Genomic DNA, 25,788 nt, shown 5'->3' with positions numbered 1-25,788 from the left:
CCTCTTGGGCGGAATGGAGCGATAAGATGAACCCCATGTCCGCAGTCTGCTCCCGGCGTCAGGCAACAGGGATGAGAAGAGAGCGGCGCTCCTTCCTGCTCAGGCTCGCGGGGGCGCTGGCGGCGTTCTCGCTGCTGCTGTCCTGCGACGGGTGCCAGGATCGCGAGCCGGCGAAGGGGGCCGAGACCCCGGACATGAGCATCCTCTTGGATGAGCCAGTAGACGGTGGCTTCGAGAGGGTCAATTTCGGCAGGGCGGTCAGGGACCTGGTCATTGAGACCCACCTGCTGCCGCTGGCGGGCAAGATCGATGTGGCGAACCGCTACCGGTCGGCTGTCCGGGTACGGGTGGACTTCCCTGAGCAGGAGGAGCTGAAAATATGTGGCGGGGCGCTCATCAGCCGGCGCCTCGTGCTGACCGCGGGGCACTGCGTCTGCCTACAGCGGCCAGGGGTGGATGGGGCGAGGAGAGGGGCCGCACTCATGGACGGGACAACCTGCGCGAAAGAGGCGACGGTGAAGACGATGCTCTACGAACCCCGCGAGGGGGTGGAGGACGACACCGCCGGAAGCTTCCATTATCAGTCAGGAGCGGTGCGGCTCCACCCAGAGTTCCGGATCCAGCTGGACGCTCAGGGCCAGGTGGAGTCCAGCGCCTGGGATGTGGCCCTCATCCTGCTGGATGAGCCCGTGGGCAAGGAGTTCCGGTCCCTGCCCTTGGCAGAGGAAGAGATTCAGCTCAACGAGCTGCTCATCATCGTGGGCTCCGGTTATGACGAGGTGGCCCGCTACTATGATGGAGAGCGGCACTTCAGCAGGAACAAGGTGACCCAGGTGCTGCCCTCGGGAGGGGGGCGGATGCGAATCGAGCAGCCGGGAGGTCACCACTACCGAGGCGAGAGCGGAGGACCGTGCCTACGAGAGACCGCCGACAGCCTCGAGATCGTGGGGCTCTCGGGCAGGAACCTCGGAGAGGGAGAATCGGTCACGAGCACGTACGGATTTCGTGACTGGCTGCGAGGAGAGATTCAGCGCGTGGAGGCACGGAAGCTGCCCCCGCGCTCCCCATAGCCGAGGCTCGATTGAACCTGGAACCGAGCGAAGAGAGGGTCCAACGAGGGGCGGGCCATGGCCTGAGAGCCGGGCTCATGGTGGCGATGCTCATGGGCGCTGGGTGTGCCGGGAGTACACCTGCTGAGCACCCCGCGCCGGAATACGTCCCAGCGGAGGTGCAGCTAGGCAGTGAAATCGACGTTGTGTCGGAGAGCCGCATCGACAGCCAGAATCGCTACCTGTTCACGGCGGCCCTCAAGACACGGTTCTTTGTTCCAGGCCAGGGAATCCGGGAGCGGACCTGCAGCGGTGTGCTCATCGACGCACGCGTGGTCCTCACCGCGGGCCACTGTGTGTGCCTTGCGAGGAAATCGGTTCCACCTGAGGCGGCTGAGGCGAGCTTCATCGACAGGTCGACCTGTGTGGAGACAACGGCCGTCACGATGATGCGTTACAAGGTGGATGGAGAGTCCCTCCGCACCATGATTCGCAAGGGATTCGAGGCCCTGCCGGGCGAAAGGATCGGCCCGTACCGCGGGAAGGTTCATGTCCACGAGGACATCCGGATCACCTACAGGGAAAGCGAGGAGCGCATTGGCTGGGAGAGCCGCACGGACTCCAGCCATGCCGATCTGGCGATGATCGTCCTGGATCAACCCGTGCGAGGCTGGGTGGAGCCTGTGAGGCTGGCGGAGAAGCCGGTTCAGCTCCAGGAGCGAGTCATTCTGGTGGGTCTCGGGACGACGCGAGTTGCCCTGGACGCAGAAGAGCTGGTGCGGCGCTACGGCGAAAACGAGGTCGTGTCCATCAAGGATGATGGCACGACCTTCCATATTGGCAGGCCTCTTGAAATCTCTCCTGGCTACAGCGGCGAGAGACCCGAGCTCATTCGAAGGAGGGGCTCATACGCGGAGAGCGGGGACAGTGGAGGGCCTTGCTTGCGGGAGCGGAAAGGAGCCCTGGAGTTGGTGGGCATTGCCCGATCAACACACGGCCCGCCGATGGTGTTGTCGGTGTACACGAGCACCTACAAGTACCTGGACTGGTTGCGCGCGAAGCTCAGGGCCGTGAGGAACGGGGAGATGGATTAGGATCCGAGTGGAGCCCCGGCTTCGTCAGAGGTGCGCCCTTGAACTGCGCCGAAGCTGCTCGTGGCCTCGGGCTCCCGGAAGAGAGCGCCTCTGAGGACCTGTGAGGTAGGGTGGAGGAGCGGAGGGAGGTGAACGCCCTCTCGCTGGAGAACGCTCGTGGGAACGCAGCAGTTCGTGCAGCAAGTGGATCCGCTCTGCCTTCCAGTGGGAATGCGGGTAGGGCCGTGGCGAGTGGTGGGCTACGGAGGCCGAGGCGGCTACGGCACGCTGTACTGTGTGGAGCGGGAAGGGCAGGAGGAGGCCGGCGTGTTCGCGCTGAAGCTGGCCATCCACCCAGGGGATGAGCGCTTCGAGCGCGAGGCGTGGTTGCTGTCTCGCATCCTCAGTCCCCACGTGCCCAGGTTGTACGCGCAGGGCGTGTGGGAGCATGCCACGGGAGCCTTTCCGTACCTGGTGATGGAATGGGTGGACGGTGAGCCACTCTACGAGTGGGCAGCGCGGCGCAACCCCACCGAGCGTCAGGTGCTGGGGTTGGTGGCGCAGGTGGCGCGAGCGCTGGAGGCCACGCATGCGGCCGGGGGGCTGCACCGGGACGTGAAGGGCCCCAACGTGCTGGTGAGACGGGGGGACGGCCGGGCCTTCCTCATGGACTTCGGGGCAGGGCACTACCGGGGCGCGGCCACGCTCACCTCGAAGCTGTTGCCACCGGGGACACCCGCCTACCGCAGCCCCGAGGCGTGGGTGTTCCTGGAGGCGTTCCGGCGCCACCCCACCATCATCTACCCGGCCAGCGCGTGCGATGACTTGTTCGCCTTGGGAGTGATGGGGTACCGGCTGGTGACGGACGAGTACCCGCCGTCCACCGACCCTGGGGAGCCCGGGGCGGAGGTGTGGCGCGAGGGCGGAGCCGGGCCTCGGCGCCCGAGTGAGCTCAACCCTCGAGTGAGCCGGGAACTGGATGCCCTCATTCTGAGGCTGCTGGCCGTTGCGCCCGTGGAGCGCTTCCACGGCGAGGCACTGAAGGCGGTCAAGGCGCTGGAGCAGGCGGAGCGAAGCTCGAGGCCTGAGGTGGACGGTCTGCTATTCGGGTGGGGGGCCGAACAGCGCCCTTGCTGGCGCTCTCTTGAGGCGGTGCGGCTGGCCGAGGGGCGGGACGCCGCAGCAAGGGAGCAGTTCGTGCAGCGGCAGGCGGAGGAGCAGGGGGAGCGCCGCGGCGTTGGGCAGGACGTGTCGGCCAGGAGTGAGGTGGAGCGGGGCGCAGAGGGTGATCGCGAGCGCTCCAGGGAGGCGATGAAGTCGGCGCCGCATCGGGCCCGCGTGCGCGTGTGGGGAGCCGAGGCGGCAGTGGCCGGGATGGGATTGCTGTTGGCGGGAGTCCTCGGGGTGTGGCTGCACCGAGGACAGTGGGTGGCGCAGGCGCCTTCAGCGGGAGAGTCTCGCGACGGGGGCGAAGGGGCCGTGGGAGACAGCGCAGCGAGCGCTCCTCTTTCAGCGTTCACTCCCGAAGCCGCGAGCGAGAGCGTGTCAGCGGTGGGGCTGCCGTTGCCCGAGCAGCCCCGCCCTGGTCAGCGAAAGCCTCCCTGCAACAAGGGGAGCGAGACGGAAATCCGCGGCGGGTGCTGGTACCTGCTGGGGGCTACCGCGCCCCCATGCAAGGCAGACGCGTACGAGTGGAATGGAGCCTGTTACGTGCCTTCGTGGTCTGCCCAGCGCGAGCCCACCACGGATCTACCGTGAGCGGGTCGAGGAGCAACTCGCCAGCCCCATAGCCTCGAAACAGAGGCGCAGAGAGGTGCATCGCCGCCACCTCGTGCAGGCCTGGGAGACCCTTCTCCCACGGTGAGCAGTCCGGGAGAGGGCCCTCGCGGCAGTGGAGAACAGGCGCACCTTGGAGGGGCTGGGGATGTAGAGAGCCAACAGCCGGAGTAATCAGCACAGTGTGAGCGGAGGGAACGCCCAGGCCTCGGTGGCGGACCCGCGCGTCTTGGAGCAGCTGGGGGTGGTCGGTGCGGAACGGCTTCTACGGAGTGCTGGAATGGCAGCACCCGGCGCGCACCGTCACCGGTTGCTTGCAACTCGACAACGGACTTGGCGCGGTGGCGGACCCGAGACCAGCTGCACGCCTCGTGATGGACCTGCGCCTCGCCCTGCAACTCCTCGCCGAGGGCTGGGAGGTGCCGAGCAAAGGGCTCATGCCCGTCGTCATCAGCCCCTCTCTCGGGCTGCTGGCACAGGCCCCTCACCACCCGGGAACTGGCCGTGCTGCAGGGGCTGCCGGCCGTGCTGTAGGAAGAGACAGCGGGAGGCCGCACGGCCACGCCGCTGGTGCTCGTCGGCAGCAGCGACAAGCGCTGGAGGGAGAGGAACGGCAACGGAATCCCCGTCATGGGCGCGGAGGCCTGGGGGAGGAGCATCGGGAAGGCCATGGCGCTCTCAGCACTCGGAGTGGAGTGGAGCCGTTCGGGCGGGCAGCGATGGGTCCAGGCGGAAAACGAAGTGCGCTGACGAGAAGGGCACGTACCGGCTGGTGGCCAAGTTCCTGCGCGAGACCAGGAGGAAGCTGGAGAAGCAGGGGAAGGAAGGGGTGGCGGTGGACGTTGCACAGCTCGCGTTGCTCGCGGACCGGGCGCAGGCCATCGCCATGGGCGAGGAGCAGCCCGACCTCTTCGGAAACGCACAGAGGTAAGGAGCCTCGCTGTGGCTGAAAACAGAAGTGGGCAGAGGCACTTCCGCCTCGCCTTCACCGAGGGCCCTGCCCTCGCAATCATGGAAATCAGATATGCGTAACGAAATGCGGAAAGATTGGGACTGCCTCACTGCCGTACTGAACCCCATGCCTCTGGGAGTTGGGCTGCAGCAAGAGACGAAGGAGTGGCTGGAGGGACGGCCAATGGTGGCTGACCTCTACGAAGACCAAGAGACCGAGAAGCTGGTACAAATCTGCAGAGAGAGGGAACTCATTCGTTGGTCAAAGAAGCCGTCATCCGGCGAATTGCTGGGGTGCGGTGGCTGCCGCTGGGTGCCATTCCCCGAGTCGGCAAAAATTGGGCGGTATCCATGGCGAGCTGACGGCTCAGCTAGTTGAGGAGTGGGCGCCAGATAGCGCCAGAACACCAAGGCCGGCGAGGAGCACGATTCCTCGCCGGCCCGCTGTAAAGCCCCATATCGTCCGGGAAGCATCAAGCCCGGACAGGGCGCCCAGTAAGGGCCTGTCAGAGTGGAGCGACGCCGGAACCGCCCCCATCTTTATCGGACGAGAAACTACGTGCCTACGGTATTGAAGATCTCGCGGACGAGCACTGCCAGCGCGCTGCGACGGCGGGCGCGCCGTTCGCCTGGGACCGGCACGATTTCTTGGTCAATCTCCATGCCCTCGAAGCGCCTGTCGCCAGCATTGAAGCGCAAGGACAGAGTGCGGAACTCGGCCGTCGGGGCGTCCAATCTGAGTAGGAGGGTATCGCCACTGAGACTGAGAAGTACTCCGGTAGTCCCGGGGTTCGGGAAGCATTTCAGGACTAGCGTGCTACCCCTCCATTGGGACGTGACGTCCTGAACGGTGATGCCAAGCTGCGTGGCGATGTCGCCGAATTCCTCCATGAGCTTCCGTCCGGCGACCTTCCGGGCTTCTTTGTGGACCTCCCAGTCTTTCGTCAGCTCGGAGAGCATTTCCCGGGCCTCTTGGTGGTCGTAAAGAGGGCTGGGGTTAGGCGGAGATTGGGTCGACGACATGGAGGCCTCCTAGGGTTGAGGCCAACCTAAAGCAGAAATCATGGGCCACAAGTGACTATAGATATGGCGTACCTGAGGCGGCATACGTACGTGCGCGTAACCACAGTAAGTCAGCATGAAGAACCAGGGCCTCAGTTATGGTGCAGGCTCTGAGTCAGGGCTACGGCTCGCGGTGCGGGACTTCCCAACATCCTCCCCGTACCCGAGCCCCCTCCCAGGAATCGCGATCCAGGAAGCCGTTCACACGCTGGCGAGGCGGACGGCTTGGTGGAAGAACTGAGAGAGCGTGAAGTCGAGGGAGGCGCCCAGAACGTTGGAGGGGAGTTGGAGCAGGTGGTGGGCGCGAAGGAAGGGAAGCCAGGCGCGAGGCCCGACGACAACGGCGGCCTCAAGAAGAGAGCGGCGAGGCACCCAGCGCCCGCCGAGGTGTTTGACGAGCAGTTCCCCCAGATAGCCGCCGAGCATGGGCACCAGCAGGTCGCGCTTGGCAGGGGGCATGTGCTCCTTGAACTCGGCCCAGCGCTCACGCCCTACGTAGTTATCCACCTCGATGATGGAGCCGGGCTCCTGGCCCAGGACGGAGGGGATGCGGGTGTGGAGGATGGCGATGAGGGACTCGGCCTGCACCTCGTAGAAGGCGAGCTTGCGCGCAGGGTCCTCCACATCGGTCTGGACTTCGTGGGCCGGCAACCACTCGGCCACCGGAGGAGGACGGTAGAGGTTGTAGCGCTCGATCTCCTTACGGCGGGTGGACAGAGTGGTCGAGCGCTGGAGGATGAGCTCGATGAGGCCTGCGATGTCGGGGTCGAAGTGCTTGTCCAGGGGTTGGAAGGCGAGGCTGCGCTCGAGGAGGGAGCGCTCGACCTCCTCCAGGCGGAGTTCGGGACGGAGGTGGACGAGGCAGCGGGCCTGAGCGAGGCGTGCTTGAGGGCTGTCGAAGTCGGAGAGGCTGGGTGTGGAGAGCCAGAGGACGCCGCCACAGGGAAGGGGCTCGACGGAGTGGGCAGGCAGGGAGAGCACGCGCTGGCGCCCCAGGGAGTCCACCAAGGCCTTGCCGTACACGTTGAGCCAGTAGGCCTCGTAGGCACCAGGAGCAGAGGTGGGGTCCGTTTTGTGCGGATCATTGCCGAGGGACGTGTCCGCGTGGCTGTGGGCGAAGCCATAGTCCACCGGGCCCAGGCGCTGGCACAGTGCGCGAACCACGCCTGTCACCTGTTGGCAGCGGGCCTGTGCCGTGGCTTCTTGGCGGAAGAAGCTCAATGGTGAGAAGTGCAGATCCATGTTGAAGCCTCCGCTGACTCCTCCGAAGCGCAGGCTCCAGCCTCCTTGGACTTCGCCTTTCTTCTTGGGCAGCAGCAGCGAGCTGTAGATGGGAGTGACTTGCATGAGCTGTTCCCGAGCGCGTTGCCGGGAGTAGCGGAAGGTCCGTCTGCCCATCACTTTGTCTGGCATGAGGAAGCCAGAGTCTTGCTCAATGATGTGCAGCACCTCCTCTAGCCCCTCAGGCCCCTCATCCAGGGGGTTGTTCGAGAAGTAGAGGCGCAGAGAGAGATCATCCGAGCGGTTCCATTCCTCATAGCTCGTCATTCGAAATGCACCTCCACGCCGAATTGTTTGCAGATATCTTGGATGAGACTCCGCCACCCACTGACGCCTTCGGCTTGGTAGATGAGGTGGACCTTGGAGACTTGGACGGTGCGTCCGTAGAGAGGGTGTCCCGGGCGCCGCACCTCCAACCTGCCGCCATACTGGGTTGTGGCCTCCAGGATGTCGGTATGCACCTTCTGCTCCACCTCTTGTTTGCTGAGCCTGGAGAAGTCGCGTTTTTTGACGCTGACGGACTCGACGCGAGGCCCGCTGGCCTTGTGGAGCGAGGCTTCGTCCACGGCGAGGAAGTCCGGGTAGCGCACCTCGGCCTGGGGACTCTTCTTTGTGCCGACGTGGCGGGCGAGGAGAGGTTGCTGGGCTCCCGCGAGCAGCCTGTGGGAGCCAGCGGGCAGCTCCAGTTCCTGAAGCAGGATGCCGCCCACGCGGGTTTCGAAGTCATGGCAGCTCTGGAAGTGATTGCGCAGCTGGCGGTAGTCCTCCCAGCGCAGGGGAGGCTTCACGGAGAGCGAGCTCTTGCCGCCGGGCCACTGGGAGCGCAGCTCGTGGAAGCGGCGCAAGCGGTAGGCCTCGAACTCGTTCCACCGCAGGGAGTCCTCGGCGGCCAGCTGCGAGGGCTTGGGTGTGGGAGCGAGTCTGCCGCTGCGTAGCTCCTGAGCGGAGAAGGCTACCCGCTTGCCGATGGACTCGGCTTCCAGCTCCAACAGCCGTGTTTCCAGAGCGGTGGCCTCCTCGGCGCTCAGGGCCCGGCGCAGCCCGAGCGACTCGGCGGACACCAACCGGGAGGCTCGTGCACCCGCCGCCTCTCCCTCTGCGGCGAGCGCGCGAGCCTCTGCGCTCAAGGCCCTGCCCTCGGCGGTGGCCGCTCGGCCCTCAGCCGCCGCCGCGCGGCTCTCTGCTGTCGCGGCTTTGGACTCTGCCGCCGCCGGAGTGCGGCCCAGGGTGGCTCCGGCCATGAGCAGGGTGGCGCGAGCCGACTCCGCTTTGGCGTGGAAGCCCGGCAGGAGCTGGGCCCAGCGCGCGTCGTAGCCCTCTCTATAGGTGTCCAGCAGGCGCTGGCGGCCGGGCCCCTCACCGGGGATGAGGGCGCGCACGGGGTTCCAGTTGAACTCGCAGCCGGCCTCAGAGGGCAGCAGCGTGCACCCGGGCCTGGCGTGCTCCTGGGCCAGCAACGCTCCGGCGCCGCGGCAGACGGCTTCCAGGGAGAGCCATGTCTCGGAGGCGGGGAACAGGCCCTGCTCGGCTTGGAGGAACACCTGCTCACGGTGGGTGGAGTGGCCCATGAGGGCCACTGCCCACTCCTCGCCCCGCAGCTGCCCCTGAGGGTTGAGGTAGAGCGAGTAGCGCAGGGGCGCATCCGCAGGCACGAAGGGCAGGGCGGACTGGGTGGTGCCACACCCGGCGGCCAGCGCTGCGGAGCTCAAGGCCAGCGCCAGGCACAGGCTCCGGGCCAACCCGGAAGAGGAGAGCGGCGGGCACAGCGGCAGGGAAGGACGGCGCATGCTCAGGGCTCGCCCAACAGAGGAGGCGAAGGGTCCAGGCTACTCCACCTGGGCTCCTTCCTCACCGCAATGGCCGATCTTGAGCACCCAAAGTCCCGACATTTCCGATCAGTCACGCACGCTTGTCGGCTCCGGGGTCTTGGAGCAAGTTGCTGCCCAGAGGAGTCCCCATGCAAGCCTTCATTGAACCTCCCAGGCGGATCCCCTGGTACCTGAGGATCGGCATCTGGTTCTCGGAGCGTGTCGCCGGGAAGACGCTGCTGCCCGCGCGGCTCCTCGCCTGGTATCCCAAGGCGGCCATCGGCTCGGGGGCGCTGGAGGCCCTCATCGCTCATCGCGAGGGAAAGGTGGACGCGCGGCTGCTGAAGATCGCCCGGCTGCAGACTTCGTTCGCCATCTCCTGCCCCTTCTGCATCGACATGAACTCCGCTGGCCTCCAGGAGGCAGGACTCACTCCCGAGGAGCTGGCGGCGCTGCAGGGGAGCGTGGAGGCCGAGGCGGTGAGCAGCCTCGCGCCACGGGAGCGGCTGGTCATGCGCTACTGCAAGGCCATCTCCCAGAGCCCCATCTCCGTCCCGCCCGAGCTCGTGCGCGAGCTGAAGGCGCACTTCACCGAGCGCGAGCTGGTCGTCCTGGCCAGCACCTCCGCCCAGGTCAACTACTGGGGGAGGCTCATTCAGGCCCTGGGCATCCCGCCCCCGGGCTTCTCGGAGCAGTGCGAGCTGCCCACCCACTAGCCTGGACCCAAGGCTCCGGGCCCGCCTCCCACCGGAAGAAGGATCCGGGAGGGAAGAATTCCGCCCAATGCAGGGTTACCGCCCTAGGGAAGGGCCTGCCGACCAGGAGACGTCGGGGAGCAGGCAAGGCGACGATGCCTTGACAGGTCCGGGGGGCGTCAATAACGTGCCTCACGGTTCAAGGCGTCAGGGTTCCCCTGGTGCCCCTTCTTCCCAACCACCCTGCGACTCTCCCACGGTCCTCCCAGGACCCAGGCGGGTCGAGCAATGTCGCCCGGATGGTGCTCGTTCGCACCCCGCGAAATCTTCCCGACAACAGCCACGCGCTCGGGCCTTCGGGCGCTCCCCCACCAGCATTGCACCCCCATCATGCGCAAAGCCCGCTCCACCAAAGAGAAAGTTGAGACTGATCTCACCGCCGACGAGCGCCCCAAGCGCGGTCGCAAGACGGCGGCGAAAGCCGCCGAGCGGGAGGAACCCGAGCGCCCCGCGCGCCGCCGCACCGCCGCCCGCCGCGACGAGGAGGCCCCTGAGCCCGAGGCCGAGGAGCGGGCCGCTGAGCCTCCTCGCCCCGTGCTGACGCCCATGCCGCGCCCCGTGCGCGACGAGGAGTTCCAGGAGGCCCGGGCCGTCGAGGCCGCCGAGCCCGCCGAGGCCCCCGCCTCCGCCGAGCACGGCGAGATGCCCTCCGTCACCGAGGTGACGCGCGACGGCGCTCCCATGCAGGTCATCAAGCTCAATGACCTGAAGCGGATGAAGATCACCGAGCTGGCGAAGATGGCCCACGACTTCAACATCGAGGGCTACCAGGGTCTGAAGAAGCAGGACCTGATCTTCGCGCTGCTGTCCGGCATCGCCGACAAGCGCTTCGAGGTCCTCGCCGAGGGCGTGCTGGAGCTGCTCAGCGACGGCTTCGGCTTCCTGCGCAGCTCCGACAGCGACTACCAGCCCAGCCCGGACGACATCTACGTCTCCCCGTCCCAGGTGCGCCGTTTCAACCTGCGGCCCGGCGACACCATCACCGGCCCCATCCGCCAGCCCCGCGAGGGCGAGCGCTTCTTCGCGCTGCAGAAGGTGGACCGCGTCAACTTCGTGGACCCGCTGTCCGAGGCGGCCCGCGAGCGCATCCTCTTCGACAACCTCACGCCGCTCTACCCCACGCGCAAGCTGAAGCTGGAGCACGACGGGGCGGAGATGACGACGCGCATCATCGATATGTTCTGCCCCATTGGCCTGGGTCAGCGCTGCCTCATCGTGGCGCCGCCGAAGGCCGGCAAGACGGTGCTCCTGCAGAACATCGCGCACGCGGTTGCCAAGAACCACCCGGATGTCTACCTCATGGTGCTGCTCGTGGACGAGCGCCCGGAGGAAGTGACGGACATGGAGCGCAGCGTTCGCGGCGAGGTGGTGTCCTCCACCTTCGACGAGCCCGCCACGCGCCACGTGCAGGTGGCGGAGATGGTCATCGACAAGGCCAAGCGCCTGGTCGAGCAGAAGTACGACGTGTGCATCCTGCTGGACTCCATCACCCGCCTGGCCCGCGCCTACAACACCGTGGTGCCGGCCTCCGGGAAGATCCTCTCCGGTGGTGTGGACGCCAACGCGCTGCACAAGCCCAAGCGCTTCTTCGGCGCCGCGCGAAACATCGAGGAGGGCGGCAGCCTCACCATCATCGGCACCGCGCTCATCGACACCGGCAGCCGCATGGACGAGGTCATCTTCGAGGAGTTCAAGGGCACCGGTAACTCGGAGATCGTCCTGGACCGCAAGCTCTTCGAGAAGCGCATCTTCCCCTGCCTGGACATCAACAAGTCCGGCACGCGCAAGGAGGAGCTGCTGCTGCCCCAGTCGGATCTCATCCGCATCACGGCCCTGCGGCAGGTGCTCCACCCGTTCACGCCGATCGACGCGATGGAGTTCGTGCTCAAGCACATGCGCCCCACGCCGTCCAACCCCGACTTCCTTGGCTCGATGAACCGCTAGGAGGAGCTCCATGCGCCGCCCCGACTCTGCAGCTCTGGCCGCCGTCGTTGTGGGTGTCGTGCTTGGGCTCGGAGTGGGGTGCGAGCCGATCGATCCGATCGAGGAGATCCCCCCGGGGATCTCCGACACGATCTGCTACCGGGACAGCGACTGCGCGCCCAACGGGTGCTGCGGCGAGGGCACCCACCCTACGCACGTCTCGGAGGCGCCGAACTGCTCCAGCGTGCGCTGCACGGGGACGTGCGAGCCCAACAGCATCGACTGTGGGCGGTGCATCGCCGTGTGCCGGGACTCGCGCTGCGCGGCCGCCTGCCAGTGAGGCGCCTCAGGGCGCCGGTGGCCGCGCGGGCTGTACGGCCGGCGGGGCCTCCGCGGCCGCTGCGAGCTCCACGGCGGGAGTAGGCTGGGCCTTGACGCGCGCGAAGTCGAAGCACGCCACGAAGAGCGCGGCGATGGGCACTGCGAACAGGGCGCCCACCAGCCCAAAGAGGCGCTCGCCGGCGATGAGGCTGAAGGCCACGATGACCGGGTGGATGCGCGCCGCCTGTCCCATGATCTTCGGGTTGAGGAAGTAGGCCTCCAGCGCGTGGATGCCGATGATCCACAGGAGGATGGCCAGCCCCTTCTGGAAGCCGTCCGCCAGCGCGATGAGGACGATGGGCACCGAGCTGATGATCGTCCCGAAGATGGGGATGAGGCTGAAGAAGGTGGCGATGGTGGCCAGCAGGAAGGCGAACTTCACCCCGAACACCAGCAGGCCAATGGCGGTGAGGGTGCCGTTCACCACGCAGATCGTCACCTGGCCGCGCACCACGCCGGCCAGCGAGCGATCAATGCGCTCCAGCAGCGTGCGCGCGTCAGCGGCGTACTCGGGAGGGATGAGCGTGCCGAAGTAGCGGCGGATGGGCTGCGCGTCGATGGAGAAGAAGGCCGCCACCATGAGCATGAAGAACAGGCCGAAGACGCCGGCCAGCACCCCCCCGATGATGCTGCGGGAGACGCCGACGATGTTGCCCAGGTTCTCGCGCAGCAGCACGGACAGGCGCGCCACGGTGTCCTTGAGGAGCTGCGCCAGATCCACCGCGAAGCTCAAGGAGGAGGCCGGCGACACGTCCTCTCCCGCCACCCCGCGGTTGGAGAGCTCGATGGGAATGCCATAGCCGCTCAGCCACTCCTCGAGGCGGTGGGCGAGCGACTGGAGGTACTCCGGGGTGAGCGAGTTGACGAAGGCCACCCCGTCCCGGCTGATGCGCGCCAGCTCCCGGTAGAGCTGAGGCACCAGCGCGATGAAGAAGAGGTACACGCCCACGAAGAAGAGGGCGTAGATGAGGAGGATGGCCACCCAGTGCGGGATGGCACGCCCCGCCACCCTCAGGTGGGTGATGCGCGCCACCAGCGGCTGCACGAGGTAGGCGATGAGGGCCGCCCCTGCGAAGGGCATGACCACCGAGCGGAAGAGGAGGAGCACCGCCGCAATGGCTGCCCACAGGCAGGCGAGGAGGATGAGCCGCTTCCGGCGCTCGGCGGAGGCATCGAGGGACTGCAGCATGGCGCGGCTTATCGCAGAGGTGCCGCCCCTGCGACAAGACTTCACCTCCTGGACAGACATTCAGGGAAGCGGGGAGGGACGCTCGGTCGTTGGGCCCCATAGGAGGACTGCCACCCCTCAGAGGACGAGCCCAGAGGGGGGCGGCTGGACCTGGCGCAGCCGCGCCTCCACCTTGTCGAGGATCTGACGCATCATCGGGCGCTTCACGCGCCCCTCGGTGGCCTCGCCCAGCCCCAGCATCTGCTCCACGAGCCAGCGGTTGAGGAAGAGCAGCGCCAGGCGATCCGTGGGGGCCAGCCCCCGCTCGAGGTAGCGCTTGTTGCGCATGTAGTCGTCATACGCCTCGAACTCGCGCTCGAGCTCCCAGTGGGACAGCCGGAGCGCCTCGTCGTAGACGGCCGGCGAGGGCCGCGGCGGGTGCTCCAGGAAGAGGGGCGCGAACGTGCCGCCGACGTCCAGGTCGAGCTCCTGCACCGGCGGCGGCCACTGCGAGAGATCCTTGGTCAGCAGGCGGGCAACCTCTTCCAGGAGGTGGTCCAGGATGGGGATGGGCTTCGACTCAAAGAGGTGATCCCAGCGCGAAGTCATTTGTCCTCCCTGGCTCAGCGCCCACCGTCCGTGGAGTCGATCGGGCCGCCGTCGACCTGAGGAGTCTCCCGGCAACACTTGGACTCCGTGAAGTAGAGCGCCGCCTGGGAGCACGATGTCCGGATGACGCGCTTGTAGCCGCTGCAGCCGGTGATGACTCCCTGCTCCTCGCACACAGGAGCGGGCGCGGTCGCCGGATCGCACGAGGCGGAACCCTCCTCCACGCAGAGCGCACGCGAGCGGAAGAAGCGCGGGGAGCTGGAGTCTCCGACGACCACGGTGCAGCGCTCGCCCGCCTCGCACTCCAGGAGGTGCGGCCCCGTGGAGCAGGGGCCCACCGTGCAGGAGGGCTCACAGTTGATGGCGTAGGCCTCATCACAGCGCGGGGCCTCGGCGCAGTAGTCCCTGTCGGAGCAGGAGAGCAGCAGGAAGAGGGGAGCGAGGAGGAGGGCGCGGTTCACGGGGACCTCGTATCAGAGGAAGGACTCCAGGAAGTTGACCAGGATTTGCCGACCATAGGGAGTGGGAGCGATGCCAGCGAGCAGCTTCGGCACGCGCTCTCCGGGAGGCTGGCCGCGCGCGGTGGCCTCCGCCTCGAGCCGCTCGGCCCGGGCCTGGATGAGGGCCCGCATCGCGTCCGGCTGCACCTCTGGATGGAACTGGACACCTCGGGCGCACGGCCGGAAGGCCAGCGCCTGGACCGCCGTGTTGGCGTTGCCCGCGAGCACCACCGTCCCCTCGGGAGGCTCGGGCACGATGTCCTCGTGGGTCGCCTGCACGGCGAGGCGCTGCGGCAACCCCCGGAAGAGCGGGTCCATCCGCCCCACCGCGGTCAGCTCCACCTCCACGGTGCCGATCTCGCGGCCGAGCGGATTGCGCACCACGCGTCCTCCATAGGCGTGCGCCAGGAGCTGGTGGCCGAAGCACACCCCGAGCACCGGGACACCCCGCTCCGCCGCGTCCACCATGAACTGCGCCGCGCGCTCCATCCAGGGCTCCAGCTGGGTCACCGACAGCGGCGAGCCCGTCATCATCACCGCGTCATAGCGCGCCACGTCCTCCGGCAGCTTCGCGTCCTGGTGTGTGGGGAGGACCTCGAATCGATAACCGGACAGTCCCACGGTCTGCAGAAACCACCGGTCGTAGTCGCCCACCGAGAGGCGCACCGAGGCCGCGGCCTCTCCTGCTTTCAGCAACAGAACGTTCTTCATCTCACGACGCTCCATACCGGGTTGCCGCACCTGGAGGCCATCCCTACCGTTCTTCGCCGATCCCAAAAGGACTCTCCATGACCGACGCTCGCTCGCTCGCTCCTCAGCTCCCCGCCCTCAAGCTGCTCATTGATGGCCAGCCTGTGGACCCGGTGGAGGGAGGAACCCTTCCGGTGATGAACCCTGCCACCGGGCAGAAGATCTGCGACGTGCCCTCGGCCACCGGGGCGGATGTGGACAAGGCCGTGAAGGCCGCGCGCCGCGCCTTCGAGTCCGGGCCCTGGAGCCGGATGAACCCGAGCGATCGCGGCAAGCTCATCCGCAGGCTCTCGGAGCTGCTGTGGCAGCGGCGCGAGGAGTTCGCGCTCGTCGAGTCGATGAACAACGGCAAGACGTTCCGCGAGGCCCTCCGCGGCGACGTGAGTCCGGGGGCCGCCACGCTGGCCTACTTCTCCGACTGGGCGAACAAGATCACCGGCGAGGTGCTGCCGGTGGACGGCCCCTTCCTCACCTACTGCCTCAAGGAGCCGCTGGGCGTGGTGGCCGCCATCGTCCCGTGGAACTACCCCACGTGCCTGCTGTGCTGGAAGCTGGGGCCGGCGCTGGCGGCGGGCTGCACCGTGGTGGTGAAGCCCTCGGAGCTCACGCCGCTCACCGCGCTCAAGCTGGGGGCGCTCGCCCTGGAGGCGGGCTTCCCGCCGGGGGTCCTCAACGTGGTGACGGGCTACGGCGATCCCACGGGCGAGGCGCTGGCGCGGCACCCGGACGTGGACAAGATCTCCTTCACGGGCTCGGGGCGCACCGCGCGCCGCCTGCTGCAGGCCTCCGCCGCCAGCAACCTCAAGAAGCTGTCGCTGGAGCTGGGGGGCAAGAGCCCGCAGATCGTCCTCCCGGATGCGGACTTCGACACCGCGGTGGAGGCGTGCTTCTGGGGCATCTTTGGCAACAAGGGGGAGATCTGCAATGCGGGCAGCCGCGTGCTCGTCCACGAGAAGGCCTATGACGCATTCGTCGGCCGCCTCACCGAGCGCGCCCAGAGGATGCGCGTGGGCGACCCGCTGGATCCCGAGACGGAGATGGGCTCGCAGATCAGCGCGCGCCAGCTCGAGACGATCCTGAGCTACATCGACAGCGGCAAGAAGCAGGGCGCCAGGCTGCTCACCGGCGGCGAGCGGGACACGCAGGGGGCCAAGGCGAAGGGCCACTTCGTGAAGCCCACGATCTTCGGGGACGTGCAGCCGGAGATGAAGATCGCCCAGGAGGAGATCTTCGGCCCGGTGCTGAGCTGCATCCGGTTCCGGGACGAGGCGCATGCGCTCGACATCGCCAACGGCACCTCCTACGGCCTGGCGGCCTCGATCTGGACGCGCGACGTGGCGAAGGCGCACGCCCTGGCGCGCAAGGTGAAGAGCGGCGTGGTGTGGATCAACTGCTTCAACGAGTTCGACGATGCGGCGCCGTTCGGTGGTTACAAGGAGTCCGGCTGGGGCCGGGACCTGTCCCACCACGCACTGGAGGGTTACCTCCAATACAAAGCTGTGTGGACGAAGCTTCCGGAGGTCCTGTGATGGGAACGCGTTCCAAGGCGAAGATCATCTCCCACCCGGTGATGGCGCGGCGCGCGCGTGCGAAGGAGAAGAGCGACAACGTGCACTCGATCGTGCGCGAGCCCGGTGGCGTGGACTTCCTGCGCAAGTGGTTCGAGGAGAAGGGCGTCCGCAAGGTGAAGCTGGGCGCGGTGGACATCGACGGGGTGTGGCGTGGCAAGTACATCTCCCTGGACAAGTTCTTCTCCGCGGCCAAGAGCGGGCTGGGCTTCTGTGACGTCGTCTTCGGGTGGGATCTGGCCGACGAGCTGCTCGACAACACCCAGGTGACGGGCTGGCACACCGGCTACCCGGACGCGAGCGCCCGAGTGGACGTGTCCTCCGGGCGCATCATCCCCTGGGAGCCGGACACGGCGGCCTTCCTGCTGGACTTCGTGAACGCGGACGGGACGCCCTTCGGGGCCAGCCCGAGGCAGCTCCTGCAGAAGATCGCCCGGCGCGCGAGGGACATGGGCTTCCTGCCGAAGTTCGGCGCCGAGTACGAGTTCTTCATCTTCAAGGAGACGCCACACTCGTTGAGGGAGAAGGGCTTCCAGGGGCTGACGCCGCTCACGCCGGGCATGTTCGGCTACTCGTGGCTGCGCACCTCGCTGAACTCGCCGCTGGTGCATGCGATCATCGACGGGTGCAACGCCTTCGGGGTGGACATCGAGGGCTTCCACACGGAGACGGGGCCGGGCGTGTTCGAGGCCGCCATCCGCTACGACGAGCTGGAGAAGGCCGCGGACAAGGCGGTGCTCTTCAAGACGGTGGTGAAGGAGATCTGCGCCCGCCACGGGCTGACGGCATCCTTCATGGCGAAGGTGAACGCGAAGCTGCCGGGGTGCTCGGGGCACGTGCACCAGTCGCTGTGGACGCTCAGCGGGCAGCGGAACACGTTCCATGACGAGGATGCGCCGGATGGCATGAGCCAGACGATGCGGCACTACCTGGGCGGACAGGTGGAGCTGATGCCGGAGCTGACGGCGCTCTACTGGCCCACGGTGAACAGCTACAAGCGCAGCGCGGAGAACACGTGGGCGCCCACCACGGCGACGTGGGGCCGGGAGAACCGCACCACGGCCATCCGCGTCATCGGCGACAGCCCCAAGTCCATGCGGCTGGAGTACCGGCAGCTCGGCGCGGACATGAACGCGTACATCGGCATGGCCGTGAGCCTGGCCGCGGGCCTGTGGGGCATCCAGAACGAGGTGGAGCCACCTCCCGTGTGCTCGGGCAACGGCTACGAGGCCACTGCCCAGCCGCTGCCACGCAACCTGAAGGAAGCGGTGACGCTGCTCGAGAACTCCGAGCGCGCGAGAGAGCTGCTCGGCGAGGACTTCGTGGACCACTACGTGCGCACGCGCAAGTGGGAGGTGCGTCAGTATGAGCGCGCCGTGACGAACTGGGAGCTCGAGCGCTACCTGGAGCTCATTTGAGGATGCGGGTTTCCCGCTAGAGTACGGAAGGACCGGGTCCACTACGATGCAGCCGTTCGATATGCCGTCCGATATTCGCGTCACCGAGATGTCCTGGCCCACGAAGATCGTCTTCGGCGTGGGCGCCCTGAAGCGTCTGCCCGCGCAGGTGGCGAGGCTGAAGATGAAGCGCCCGCTGGTGGTGACGGACGCGGGCGTGGTGAAGGCGGGGCTGGCCCAGCGCATCTATGACGAGCTGAAGGCCGCGGGGGTGGAGTACGCGGTGTTCGACCGTGTGGAGCCGAACCCCACGGAGAAGGACGTCTTCGCGGGGCTGGAGGCGTACCGGCGAGGCGGGTGTGACGGCATCGTGGCGCTCGGAGGGGGTAGCCCCCTGGACGCCGCCAAGCTGGTGCAGCTCCTCACCACGCACGAGCCGCCGCTGTCTCGCTACGACGATGCCAAGGGCGGGGACCAGTACGTGCGCGACGATCTGCCGCCGCTCATCGCCATCCCCACGACTGCGGGGACGGGCTCGGAGGTGAGCCGCTCCGGCGTAGCGACACTGGAGGACACCGGGCGCAAGACGGTCATCTTCAGCCCGCACCTGCTGCCCAAGGCGGCCATCTGTGATCCGGAGCTGACGCTCGGGCTGCCGCCGGGAGTGACGGCGGCCACGGGCATGGACGCCTTCACGCACTGCCTGGAGGCCTACCTCGCCAACGGCTTCCACCCGCTGGCGGACGCGGTGGCCATTGACGGCATCGCGCGGGTGGGGCGCTCGCTGGTGACGGCGGTGAAGGAGGGCAGCAACATCGCGGCCCGCGCGGACATGATGGTGGCGGCGATGGAGGGGGCCATGGCCTTCCAGAAGGGCCTGGGCGCCTGCCACGCGCTGGCGCACGCGCTGACGCCCATCTCCGGCGTGCACCACGGCCTGGCGAACGCGATCGTGCTGCCCGTGGTGATGGAGTTCAACCGGCCCATGACCACGGCGCGACTGGCGCGCGTGGCCGTGGAGCTGGGAGAGTTCGTCAACATGCGCGAGGACGTGCTGGCGGGCCACGCCATCGAGCGGGTGCGCAAGCTGAACGCGGCCATCGGAATCCCCTCGCGGCTGCGGGATGCAGGCGTGCAGGAGCAGGATCTGCCCCGCATCGCCGCGAAGGCCTTCGAGGATGCCTCGCACCTGAGCAACCCGCGCAAGTGCACCGAGGCGGACCTGCTCATGATGGTCCGCGAGGCGTTCTAAGCCTTAGCCGAGGTTGCGCAGCACGGCACCCATCCGCCGGACCCCATCGAGCACCTTCGTTGGCTCGGCGGCGGTGTAGCACATCCGGAAGAACCCCGGCTCCGAGGATAAGAACTGAGTGCCAGGGGCGAGGTCGACCCTCGCCATGCACACCAGGTACTCGCGCAGGCGGTTCTCCCGATCATCGATGGACGTGGAGAGCAGCTCGCGCTCCAGCAGCTCCTGCGGACACTCGAAATCCGCGGGCACGAGGTCCAGCCATCGACGAAGGTCGAGCCAGAAGAACAAGGCGGCATTGGTGTGGTCCGTGAAAGGAATCTGCTCGGCCTCCAATGTCTTGCGGACGGATTCATGCAGGGGGCTCAGCCGCTCCTTGAACAGGGTCATGAGCCTCTCCCCGGACTCGCCCTGAGCGCCCAAGACGCTGCTCGCCATGGTCACCGAGTTGTAGCTGTCGAAGGGGCTCCACTGGGCATTCTTTCGCGCCTCTTGTTGGCGGGCCTCGTCGCGGCACAGATAGAGGCCGATGCGAAAGCCGGAGAGCCCGAAGTCCTTGGCAAAGCCCCAGGCGACGTGGATCCGGCCCCACGCGCTCGGCTTCCGGGCGCAGTCGAGGGCCAGGACGCTGGTGAACGGCGTGGCGGATCCGTTGGCCTGGGCATGCGCGTAGATCTCATCGGAGACGAGCTGCATCCCCGTGCTATCGAGCAGCCAAGCCGTGATCTCCTCGAGCTGCGGCCGCGGGATGTTGCGCCCCACCGGGTTGCCGGGGTTCGTCAAGACCAGCGCGACGGGCTCGCGACCCTGCCGCTGCAACGCGCGCTCGTAGGCCTGCTTGATCTCGCTCAGGCTCAGGGCGAAGCCGCTGCGAGGGCTCGACGCCACCCTCTCGATGCGTCCGCCCAGCGCGTCCTCGAGGACCCATTCAAAGCCCTGCCAGCACGGTGTCGGGACCAGGAAGTAAGGCACGCCGGGGCCGGCCAGCGGCTCGAGCAGCCGAAGCAGGGCCGCGCGCGTGCTCGAGAACCCCGACACGTGCCGTGCGTCGAGCCCGGGTTCGCCAAGGCCCAGGGTCCGGTTCAGCATGGCAGCGGTGCGCTCGCGCATCTGCTCGGTGCCATAGGCGTCGGTGTACATGAGATCCTGGCTCCCGAGCGGCTCGAGCTGGTGGATCTGCTGGATGAGCTCGGGGAACAGCAGCACGTTCTCCGCCACCGACAGCTTCACCACATCGGTGTTGCGGCGGGCGAACAACCGCGCCGCGATCTCAAAGTCGCGGATGGCATCGTGGCCGTACTGTGCGATCAGTGTGCGTATCGACATCGTGGTCTCCTGACCGGCCTGGCGCTCGGTAAGGGCACCATACTTGGTATGGACGGGCGCGTGCGCCGTAGACGGCCACGAATACGAAGCCGGCCAGCGGCGGGTTCGATTCCCGCCGCCTCCATTAGGTCTGCCAGGTCGCCATCAAGCGCGATCGGTTCACGCAGATCCTGGAGCAGTGGCTCGAGGGCAGCCAGCTGGTGGAGGCGCTGCTACCTGCTCACCGGCAGCCGCCTGGGATACGCGCTGGAGGTACGGCACAAGCGCGGCACGGACATGGACATGGACACAGAGCTGCGGCGCTTCATCGACATCAGCCAGCAGCGGGAGGCCCGGCGCAAGCGGCGCAGGCGGACGGCGCGGGCAGCACTGCTGGGAGGCGCGCTGGTGACGGCGGTGATCCTGGGGCTGTTGGCGCTGGAAGCCCGCTCCCAGGAGGCCCTGGCCCAGGAGAACCAGCAGCGGGCGGCCACGCTGGGCCAGCAAGCCCGGGACATCACCCAGGTGTTCGCGGTCCCCTTCACCCAGGCGGTCCGGCTCAGGCCTGAGAGACGCTGGACCGTGGGGATGCGTGAATCCGGGGCCCCGCTCCTGCCTCAACGGCTCCGCACGTCCGCCTCGTGTAGAGTCCTCGTCCATGGAATCCCTCAATGGAAGGACGGCCCTCATCACCGGCGCGAGTGCGGGCATTGGCGAGGCCTGCGCCATCACCCTCTCGCAGGCCGGGGCGCGGCTCGTGCTGGCGGGCCGCCGCCGCGATCGGCTCGAAGCGCTCGCGGCGAAGCTGGCCACGCCCGCCCACGTCCTCGAGCTGGATGTGCGCTCGCGCAGCAGTGTCGAGGCCGCGCTCTCCTCGCTGCCGGCCCCGTTCTCTGAGGTGGACATCCTCGTCAACAACGCCGGCCTGGGGCTCGGCATGGAGCCCGCCCAGTCCGCGTCGCTGGATGACTGGGACGCGATGATCGACACCAACTGCAAGGGCCTCGTCTACGTGGCGCGCGCCGTCCTCCCAGGCATGGTGCAGCGCAACCGTGGGCACATCGTCAACCTCGGCTCGGTGGCCGGCACCTACCCCTACCCGGGCGGCAGCGTGTACGGCGCGACCAAGGCCTTCGTGCACCAGTTCTCGCAGAACCTGAAGGCCGATCTCGTGGGCACGCGCGTCCGCGTCACCGACGTGGAGCCCGGCATGGTCGAGACCGACTTCTCGGTCGTCCGCTTCAAGGGAGACACCGAGCGCGCGCGCAAGGTGTACGAGGGCATGCAGCCCCTCACTCCTGCCGACATCGCGGACATCATCCTGTTCTGCGTGACTCGCCCGCCCCACGTGAACCTGAACGTGGTCGAGGTCATGCCCGCGGACCAGGGCTTCGGTCCCTTCAACGTCAAGCGCCGCTAGCGGCGCCTCGGCTCACCCACAGGCCTTGGCGAACAGCACCGCGCGGCCTGCCGCGTCCACGCCCAGCGTCTCCGGCGTCAGCGTCTGATCCAGCAGGGACATGAGCTGCAGATCGCGCTCCACCTGCTTGGTGAAGATCTGGAAGATCTCCACGGCACAGGGCTCCGGGGCCTGCTCGATCATCGGGTGCCCGGCCAGCAGGAACCGCAGCGCGGACAGGCGCAGCAGCAGCTTGAACGCGTGCGACAGCAGGTCCGGCGACTTCGTGTACCACTCGCGGTACCACTCGTTGAGGCAGTAGCGCGTGCAGTACTGGCTGATCTTCTCGCCGAGCACCGCGTCCAGCCGCTCCCGCCGGGCCTCGTACACCCGCTGGAGCACCGAGAAGAGGCCGGGCCCTCCCGGCTCTCCCGCCTGCGGCTCGAGCTGCATGGCCGCCTGCATGTAGCCATTGAGGATGACGTTGACCATCTGGTTGTACCGGGCCGTGCCCGCCGGCTGCAGCGAGGTGAGCATCCGGACCACCACCTGGAGCGCCACCTCTCCCGGCGCTTCCACCGCGGCGAGGCTCTGGTGGAGCTCTTCCTGGACCTCCGGGCGCCGGGAGCGTGCCAGCTCCTCCCGGAGGAGGGCCGGGTCGAACGGGGGCGCCCCCCGGTGGAAGAACCCCGCCGTCCGGAAGCCCAGCTCCGCGATCATCATCAGCCGGGTCTGCACGGGGTACCGCGTGAGCCCCAGCAGCTCCACCCCGCAGGCCCGCACCTCCTCCAGGTGCGCCACGTACGGCTCCGGGGTACCGCGGGTGACGGGCGGCACACGCTCGGTGACGGAGGAGGGTGCCTCGACGAGCTCCAGCGAGTCCTCGGCCAGCAGGCACAGCCGGGCGGCCTCGGGACAGGCCAGCGTCCCGGCCACCTCCACGCGCTCGTCCAGGTACGAGAGCACGCGTGGGAACAGGGAGCACACGTCCGGCAGCACGGACTCTCCATGGCGCTTCCAGACAGAGCAGAGCCGGTCGCCCTCCAGGAAGCTGCAGGTGCGGTCCGGGCGCAGGGCGATCTCGGACTCGAAGCCGTCGGGCCGCTCGGGGAGCGGGGAGACCTTGGCCTCGAGCTCCTCCTTGTCCCCCGGGCGAGCCATCGCGGCCGTCAGTCGCTCGCGGTCGGCCTGCGTGAGCAGGACCTTCATTCCCGTGCAGCAGGAGTCCTCGCAGGCCTGGGCGATGCACTTGAAGCGCGTCATGTACCGCAGGGCGAAGAGCGGAGGTGCCATGGCCGTCACCTTACTCAATCCCGGCGCTTCTCTCGCCACCTCGGGGGGAGCCCGGCTTCAGCCCAGCAGGTAGTGGCCCAGCCAGCTGCGCCAGGTGGGCTGCTGGAGCACGGGCCACAGCGGGCCCGTCATGAAGTAGGGCTTGTTGCTGTACTGGACCGTGACCTGCGCGTTCGTGTTCGCGTAGGGCTGATTCGAGCCGAGGACGACATGGTAGTAGAAGCTCCACTCCCCGCTGTTCCGGTCGCGGAACCCAAAGGCGCTGGTGACGGTGCTGATCACCCCGTTCAGACTCAGGTAGAAGTCGGGCAGGAGGGCCGTCGTCCCCGCCGTCCCGACAATCCTCCGCTGGAAGCCCGCGTAGAAGTCCCGCCGCCGCTGGTAGCGAACCTCGTTGGTGAGCGCGTGCTGGTCCGGGTCCAGGTAGTAGTTCGAGTGGTAGACGGTAGGCGTCTGACGGTCGCCGGTGACGAAGAACGCGCACCCGTTCATGGGCGCCGTGAAGAAGAAGTCCGCCTGCGCACCCAGCGTCATCGAGTAGGAATTGTTCGACTGCCACGGCAGGTAGTAGGCGCGGAGCGCAGCGACCTCATGGCCGCCGGCCGCCGTAGCGCTGTGAACGCCGGGCTCGGAGGTCATCACCTTCATGGGGCGGATCTCCGCCGCGGCGGTGAGCGTGAAGATCTGGTGATCCTGATCGTTGCTCTCGGCCTGCCAGAGGCTGAAGAGCGGCTTGGTCCGCGTGAGCAAGGCCAGCGGAGCCTGGGCTGTCACCGCGATGGCGTTCTGCCGAAGGAAGGTCGCGCCGTGCTGGAGGTACTCCTGCCCCCGATCGCGCGCCCGGAACGTGCTCAGCTCTCGTGGAAACATGGGCCACCGCCTTTCCAGCGCTCGCTGGAGCTGTGATCCGGGCATTCTGGATCAGGACTCTCACGCAAATCCAGAATCCTCACCTTCTCCTACAAGGGCTCCAGGCAAGTAAAACCCGAGAGCAGAGAGAGGTTCGCAATCTTTCCTTTGTTGCGTGATGATGGGAGCTGCAGCTTTCTCGGATCACGGCCCCTCAGAGGAGTGGCATGCGCAACGGCAGGCAAGACACCGCGACGCTCTCCATCGACCTGTTCTGCATGCGGGGCATCGGCATCCTGTTCGTGGTGGTCGTGCACGTGCTGGGGGTAGACGCGCTCCACGGGGTGAGGAAGCTCTTCCTCACGGACCGGGCTGATCTGCGGGTGGCGGCCGATCTCATCCACAGCTTCAACATGGCCGTGATGCTGATGGGCTCGGGAGTGGCCGTGGCCGCCTTCGGGCGAGCGGACGTGTCGCTGGGCGACTTCCTGCGGAAGAAGGTGAACAGGCTCCTCGTCCCGATGCTGGTGTGGGCGCCCGTGTTGTTCGTCATGCAGGAGGTGCTGCGGAGCAAGCCCCAGGGGCTGCAGGGGTGGTTCCAGGTGCTCCTCCAGCTGCCCATGACGTGGTTCCCGCCGTACTCCATCTTCTGGTTCGTGCACGCGCTGGTGGGGTGCACGCTGCTGGCCTGGCTGTTCCGGAGGTTCGCCGCGCCTGCGCTCGGCCGGTGGGGCGACGCCGTCTACTTCGGGCTCGGCGTCCTCCTGTATCTGGCGGTGAGCGCGTGGGCCGCGAGCACCTCGAGCGCGCTGGCGAGCTACCTCGAGCTCATCCTGTACTGGAATCGCTTCTTCGCCCTGGGGCTGCTCGTCTACCCCTGGCTGGCCCCCGTGAGCCGAGCGATCCAGCGGCAGACGATCGCGCTCCAGGTGATGCTGCCCACGGGCTTCCTGGCGCTCGTCACGCTGGTCTACGCGGTGTTCCCCGCGGAGCAGTACGAGGTGGTGCGCACCATCAACGGGCCGCTGGGCTTCTGCCTGCTGTTCTCGCTGGTCGTCGTCCTGCGCCACCAGGGCTCGGAGTGGGGGGCGCTGTGGAAGTACGTCTGGAGCCGGCTCGTCTTCGTGGGCTCGATCAGCATGGCCATCTACCTGTTCCACCTCTACTTCGTGGTGGCGGCGCGCATCGCGCTGGAGCGGGTGCTCCCGGAGCCACTGGCCGGGGTGCACGTCGCGCTCGGCATCCTGGTGGGGTGTGTGGGCCCCTGGCTGATCTCCGTCGTGTTCAAGGGGCTCCCGTTGTTCCACTGGACCCTCGGGCAGTCCGCGCCCACGCCGAAGCCCCCTGCCATCGAGGAGCCGCCCCGCGATGGGCTGGCCGCGATCTCGTTGACCCCCAAGATGTGAGGGGGGCACCGGCTGCCGGCGGGTTCTCTCGCGGCGAAGCCCCCCGCGGCTGCTCTGCGGGAGGCTTCCCTTGTCGGAGGCTCAGCACCCCGACAGTCCGGCGTGGGCCGTGCGCTCAGTGGTTGTTGCAGAGGTCGCGGTCGTGCAGCGGGTTGATGTGGCCCTCGGCATTGCCTGTCAGCGACTTCGCGTAGATGCCACCATCCCAGCTCCCGTTGTTGAAGGTGATGTGAGCG

Annotated in this window: 22 protein-coding genes; 12 read left to right on the top strand and 10 right to left on the bottom strand. The window is 67.5% G+C overall.

Annotated elements, in window-relative coordinates; translation table 11 throughout:
* Positions 1 to 71: 71 nt before the first annotated feature.
* The 4 genes from VD972_RS19045 to VD972_RS19030 all read left to right on the top strand — a co-directional run bounded on the left by VD972_RS19045 (position 72) and on the right by VD972_RS19030 (position 4,829).
* On the top strand, positions 72 to 1,070 hold the full coding sequence (locus tag VD972_RS19045; RefSeq protein WP_324988991.1) for a trypsin-like serine peptidase: 999 nt from the start codon (positions 72 to 74) through the stop codon (positions 1,068 to 1,070).
* Positions 1,071 to 1,147: 77 nt separating this feature from the next.
* The gene (locus tag VD972_RS19040; protein WP_324988989.1) at positions 1,148 to 2,143 is read left to right on the top strand and encodes a trypsin-like serine protease; all 996 of its coding nucleotides are present in this window, start codon (positions 1,148 to 1,150) and stop codon (positions 2,141 to 2,143) included.
* Between the two features lie 156 nt (positions 2,144 to 2,299).
* Complete coding sequence (locus VD972_RS19035) at positions 2,300 to 3,880, top strand: serine/threonine-protein kinase (RefSeq protein ID WP_324988987.1); 1,581 nt, start codon at positions 2,300 to 2,302, stop codon at positions 3,878 to 3,880.
* 790 nt (positions 3,881 to 4,670) lie between these two features.
* A complete protein-coding gene (locus VD972_RS19030) occupies positions 4,671 to 4,829 on the top strand; it encodes a hypothetical protein (protein ID WP_324988985.1) in 159 nt (52 codons plus the stop codon).
* Positions 4,830 to 5,404: 575 nt separating this feature from the next.
* Here the strand turns inward: VD972_RS19030 and VD972_RS19025 are convergent.
* The 3 genes from VD972_RS19025 to VD972_RS19015 form a co-directional block, all read right to left on the bottom strand.
* Positions 5,405 to 5,872, bottom strand: coding sequence for a hypothetical protein (locus tag VD972_RS19025; protein WP_324988983.1), 468 nt, complete (start codon positions 5,870 to 5,872; stop codon positions 5,405 to 5,407).
* 240 nt (positions 5,873 to 6,112) lie between these two features.
* Positions 6,113 to 7,459, bottom strand: a complete 1,347-nt coding sequence (locus tag VD972_RS19020; protein ID WP_324988981.1) for a hypothetical protein — start codon at positions 7,457 to 7,459, stop codon at positions 6,113 to 6,115.
* A complete protein-coding gene (locus tag VD972_RS19015; RefSeq protein WP_324988979.1) occupies positions 7,456 to 8,979 on the bottom strand; it encodes a hypothetical protein in 1,524 nt (507 codons plus the stop codon). Before VD972_RS19015 ends, VD972_RS19020 begins: the two co-directional genes overlap by 4 nt.
* Positions 8,980 to 9,149: 170 nt before the next feature.
* Here VD972_RS19015 and VD972_RS19010 point away from each other — a divergent pair, with 170 nt between their 5' ends.
* The 3 genes from VD972_RS19010 to VD972_RS19000 all read left to right on the top strand — a co-directional run bounded on the left by VD972_RS19010 (position 9,150) and on the right by VD972_RS19000 (position 12,018).
* Positions 9,150 to 9,716 (top strand): carboxymuconolactone decarboxylase family protein, encoded by a 567-nt coding sequence (locus tag VD972_RS19010; RefSeq protein WP_324988977.1) that lies wholly within the window; start codon positions 9,150 to 9,152, stop codon positions 9,714 to 9,716.
* A gap of 369 nt (positions 9,717 to 10,085) precedes the next feature.
* On the top strand, positions 10,086 to 11,699 hold the full coding sequence (gene rho, locus VD972_RS19005) for a transcription termination factor Rho (RefSeq protein ID WP_324988975.1): 1,614 nt from the start codon (positions 10,086 to 10,088) through the stop codon (positions 11,697 to 11,699).
* A gap of 10 nt (positions 11,700 to 11,709) precedes the next feature.
* On the top strand, positions 11,710 to 12,018 hold the full coding sequence (locus VD972_RS19000) for a hypothetical protein (protein ID WP_324988973.1): 309 nt from the start codon (positions 11,710 to 11,712) through the stop codon (positions 12,016 to 12,018).
* Positions 12,019 to 12,024: 6 nt separating this feature from the next.
* On the opposite strand, the gene VD972_RS18995 is transcribed toward VD972_RS19000, so the two are convergent.
* The 4 genes from VD972_RS18995 to VD972_RS18980 all read right to left on the bottom strand — a co-directional run bounded on the left by VD972_RS18995 (position 12,025) and on the right by VD972_RS18980 (position 15,047).
* A complete protein-coding gene (locus VD972_RS18995) occupies positions 12,025 to 13,248 on the bottom strand; it encodes an AI-2E family transporter (RefSeq protein WP_324988971.1) in 1,224 nt (407 codons plus the stop codon).
* Between the two features lie 117 nt (positions 13,249 to 13,365).
* Positions 13,366 to 13,836, bottom strand: coding sequence for a hypothetical protein (locus tag VD972_RS18990; RefSeq protein ID WP_324988969.1), 471 nt, complete (start codon positions 13,834 to 13,836; stop codon positions 13,366 to 13,368).
* A 14-nt stretch (positions 13,837 to 13,850) separates the two neighbouring features.
* Positions 13,851 to 14,297, bottom strand: a complete 447-nt coding sequence (locus VD972_RS18985; RefSeq protein ID WP_324988967.1) for a hypothetical protein — start codon at positions 14,295 to 14,297, stop codon at positions 13,851 to 13,853.
* Between the two features lie 12 nt (positions 14,298 to 14,309).
* On the bottom strand, positions 14,310 to 15,047 hold the full coding sequence (locus VD972_RS18980; RefSeq protein ID WP_324988966.1) for a glutamine amidotransferase: 738 nt from the start codon (positions 15,045 to 15,047) through the stop codon (positions 14,310 to 14,312).
* A 77-nt stretch (positions 15,048 to 15,124) separates the two neighbouring features.
* Between VD972_RS18980 and VD972_RS18975 the strand changes: the two genes are divergently transcribed.
* From VD972_RS18975 to VD972_RS18965, 3 genes are read left to right on the top strand one after another with little or no spacing between them, the layout of a single operon-like run.
* A complete protein-coding gene (locus VD972_RS18975; protein WP_324988963.1) occupies positions 15,125 to 16,615 on the top strand; it encodes an aldehyde dehydrogenase family protein in 1,491 nt (496 codons plus the stop codon).
* Positions 16,615 to 18,072, top strand: coding sequence for a glutamine synthetase family protein (locus tag VD972_RS18970; protein WP_324988961.1), 1,458 nt, complete (start codon positions 16,615 to 16,617; stop codon positions 18,070 to 18,072). Before VD972_RS18975 ends, VD972_RS18970 begins: the two co-directional genes overlap by 1 nt.
* Before the next feature lie 46 nt (positions 18,073 to 18,118).
* Positions 18,119 to 19,303 (top strand): iron-containing alcohol dehydrogenase, encoded by a 1,185-nt coding sequence (locus VD972_RS18965; RefSeq protein WP_324988959.1) that lies wholly within the window; start codon positions 18,119 to 18,121, stop codon positions 19,301 to 19,303.
* A gap of 3 nt (positions 19,304 to 19,306) precedes the next feature.
* On the opposite strand, the gene VD972_RS18960 is transcribed toward VD972_RS18965, so the two are convergent.
* The gene (locus VD972_RS18960; RefSeq protein WP_324988957.1) at positions 19,307 to 20,626 is read right to left on the bottom strand and encodes an aminotransferase class I/II-fold pyridoxal phosphate-dependent enzyme; all 1,320 of its coding nucleotides are present in this window, start codon (positions 20,624 to 20,626) and stop codon (positions 19,307 to 19,309) included.
* A gap of 637 nt (positions 20,627 to 21,263) precedes the next feature.
* On the opposite strand from VD972_RS18960, the gene VD972_RS18955 reads away from it, so the two are divergent.
* Positions 21,264 to 22,025, top strand: a complete 762-nt coding sequence (locus tag VD972_RS18955; protein ID WP_324988955.1) for an SDR family oxidoreductase — start codon at positions 21,264 to 21,266, stop codon at positions 22,023 to 22,025.
* Positions 22,026 to 22,037: 12 nt separating this feature from the next.
* Here the strand turns inward: VD972_RS18955 and fliB are convergent, their stop codons facing one another.
* Complete coding sequence (fliB, locus tag VD972_RS18950) at positions 22,038 to 23,297, bottom strand: flagellin lysine-N-methylase (protein WP_324988953.1); 1,260 nt, start codon at positions 23,295 to 23,297, stop codon at positions 22,038 to 22,040.
* A gap of 57 nt (positions 23,298 to 23,354) precedes the next feature.
* Complete coding sequence (locus VD972_RS18945) at positions 23,355 to 24,167, bottom strand: hypothetical protein (protein WP_324988951.1); 813 nt, start codon at positions 24,165 to 24,167, stop codon at positions 23,355 to 23,357.
* A gap of 206 nt (positions 24,168 to 24,373) precedes the next feature.
* On the opposite strand from VD972_RS18945, the gene VD972_RS18940 reads away from it, so the two are divergent.
* The gene (locus tag VD972_RS18940; RefSeq protein WP_324988949.1) at positions 24,374 to 25,552 is read left to right on the top strand and encodes an acyltransferase; all 1,179 of its coding nucleotides are present in this window, start codon (positions 24,374 to 24,376) and stop codon (positions 25,550 to 25,552) included.
* Positions 25,553 to 25,788: the final 236 nt, after the last annotated feature.

The organism is Hyalangium sp. (assembly GCF_035629615.1).
Lineage (GTDB): Bacteria > Myxococcota > Myxococcia > Myxococcales > Myxococcaceae > Hyalangium.
This window is presented reverse-complemented; position numbering and strand designations above follow the sequence as displayed.

What these genes read in the sequence shown, in the direction of transcription:
- VD972_RS19045 (WP_324988991.1), top strand. Translation starts at nt 72, where the DNA reads ATGAGAAGAGAGCGGCGCTCCTTCCTGCTCAGGCTCGCGGGGGCGCTG.
- VD972_RS19040 (WP_324988989.1), top strand. Translation starts at nt 1,148, where the DNA reads ATGGTGGCGATGCTCATGGGCGCTGGGTGTGCCGGGAGTACACCTGCT.
- VD972_RS19025 (WP_324988983.1), bottom strand. Translation starts at nt 5,872, where the DNA reads ATGTCGTCGACCCAATCTCCGCCTAACCCCAGCCCTCTTTACGACCAC.
- VD972_RS19020 (WP_324988981.1), bottom strand. Translation starts at nt 7,459, where the DNA reads ATGACGAGCTATGAGGAATGGAACCGCTCGGATGATCTCTCTCTGCGC.
- VD972_RS19015 (WP_324988979.1), bottom strand. Translation starts at nt 8,979, where the DNA reads ATGCGCCGTCCTTCCCTGCCGCTGTGCCCGCCGCTCTCCTCTTCCGGG.
- VD972_RS19010 (WP_324988977.1), top strand. Translation starts at nt 9,150, where the DNA reads ATGCAAGCCTTCATTGAACCTCCCAGGCGGATCCCCTGGTACCTGAGG.
- rho (WP_324988975.1), top strand. Translation starts at nt 10,086, where the DNA reads ATGCGCAAAGCCCGCTCCACCAAAGAGAAAGTTGAGACTGATCTCACC.
- VD972_RS19000 (WP_324988973.1), top strand. Translation starts at nt 11,710, where the DNA reads ATGCGCCGCCCCGACTCTGCAGCTCTGGCCGCCGTCGTTGTGGGTGTC.
- VD972_RS18995 (WP_324988971.1), bottom strand. Translation starts at nt 13,248, where the DNA reads ATGCTGCAGTCCCTCGATGCCTCCGCCGAGCGCCGGAAGCGGCTCATC.
- VD972_RS18990 (WP_324988969.1), bottom strand. Translation starts at nt 13,836, where the DNA reads ATGACTTCGCGCTGGGATCACCTCTTTGAGTCGAAGCCCATCCCCATC.
- VD972_RS18980 (WP_324988966.1), bottom strand. Translation starts at nt 15,047, where the DNA reads ATGAAGAACGTTCTGTTGCTGAAAGCAGGAGAGGCCGCGGCCTCGGTG.
- VD972_RS18975 (WP_324988963.1), top strand. Translation starts at nt 15,125, where the DNA reads ATGACCGACGCTCGCTCGCTCGCTCCTCAGCTCCCCGCCCTCAAGCTG.
- VD972_RS18970 (WP_324988961.1), top strand. Translation starts at nt 16,615, where the DNA reads ATGGGAACGCGTTCCAAGGCGAAGATCATCTCCCACCCGGTGATGGCG.
- VD972_RS18965 (WP_324988959.1), top strand. Translation starts at nt 18,119, where the DNA reads ATGCAGCCGTTCGATATGCCGTCCGATATTCGCGTCACCGAGATGTCC.
- VD972_RS18960 (WP_324988957.1), bottom strand. Translation starts at nt 20,626, where the DNA reads ATGTCGATACGCACACTGATCGCACAGTACGGCCACGATGCCATCCGC.
- VD972_RS18955 (WP_324988955.1), top strand. Translation starts at nt 21,264, where the DNA reads ATGGAATCCCTCAATGGAAGGACGGCCCTCATCACCGGCGCGAGTGCG.
- fliB (WP_324988953.1), bottom strand. Translation starts at nt 23,297, where the DNA reads ATGGCACCTCCGCTCTTCGCCCTGCGGTACATGACGCGCTTCAAGTGC.
- VD972_RS18945 (WP_324988951.1), bottom strand. Translation starts at nt 24,167, where the DNA reads ATGTTTCCACGAGAGCTGAGCACGTTCCGGGCGCGCGATCGGGGGCAG.
- VD972_RS18940 (WP_324988949.1), top strand. Translation starts at nt 24,374, where the DNA reads ATGCGCAACGGCAGGCAAGACACCGCGACGCTCTCCATCGACCTGTTC.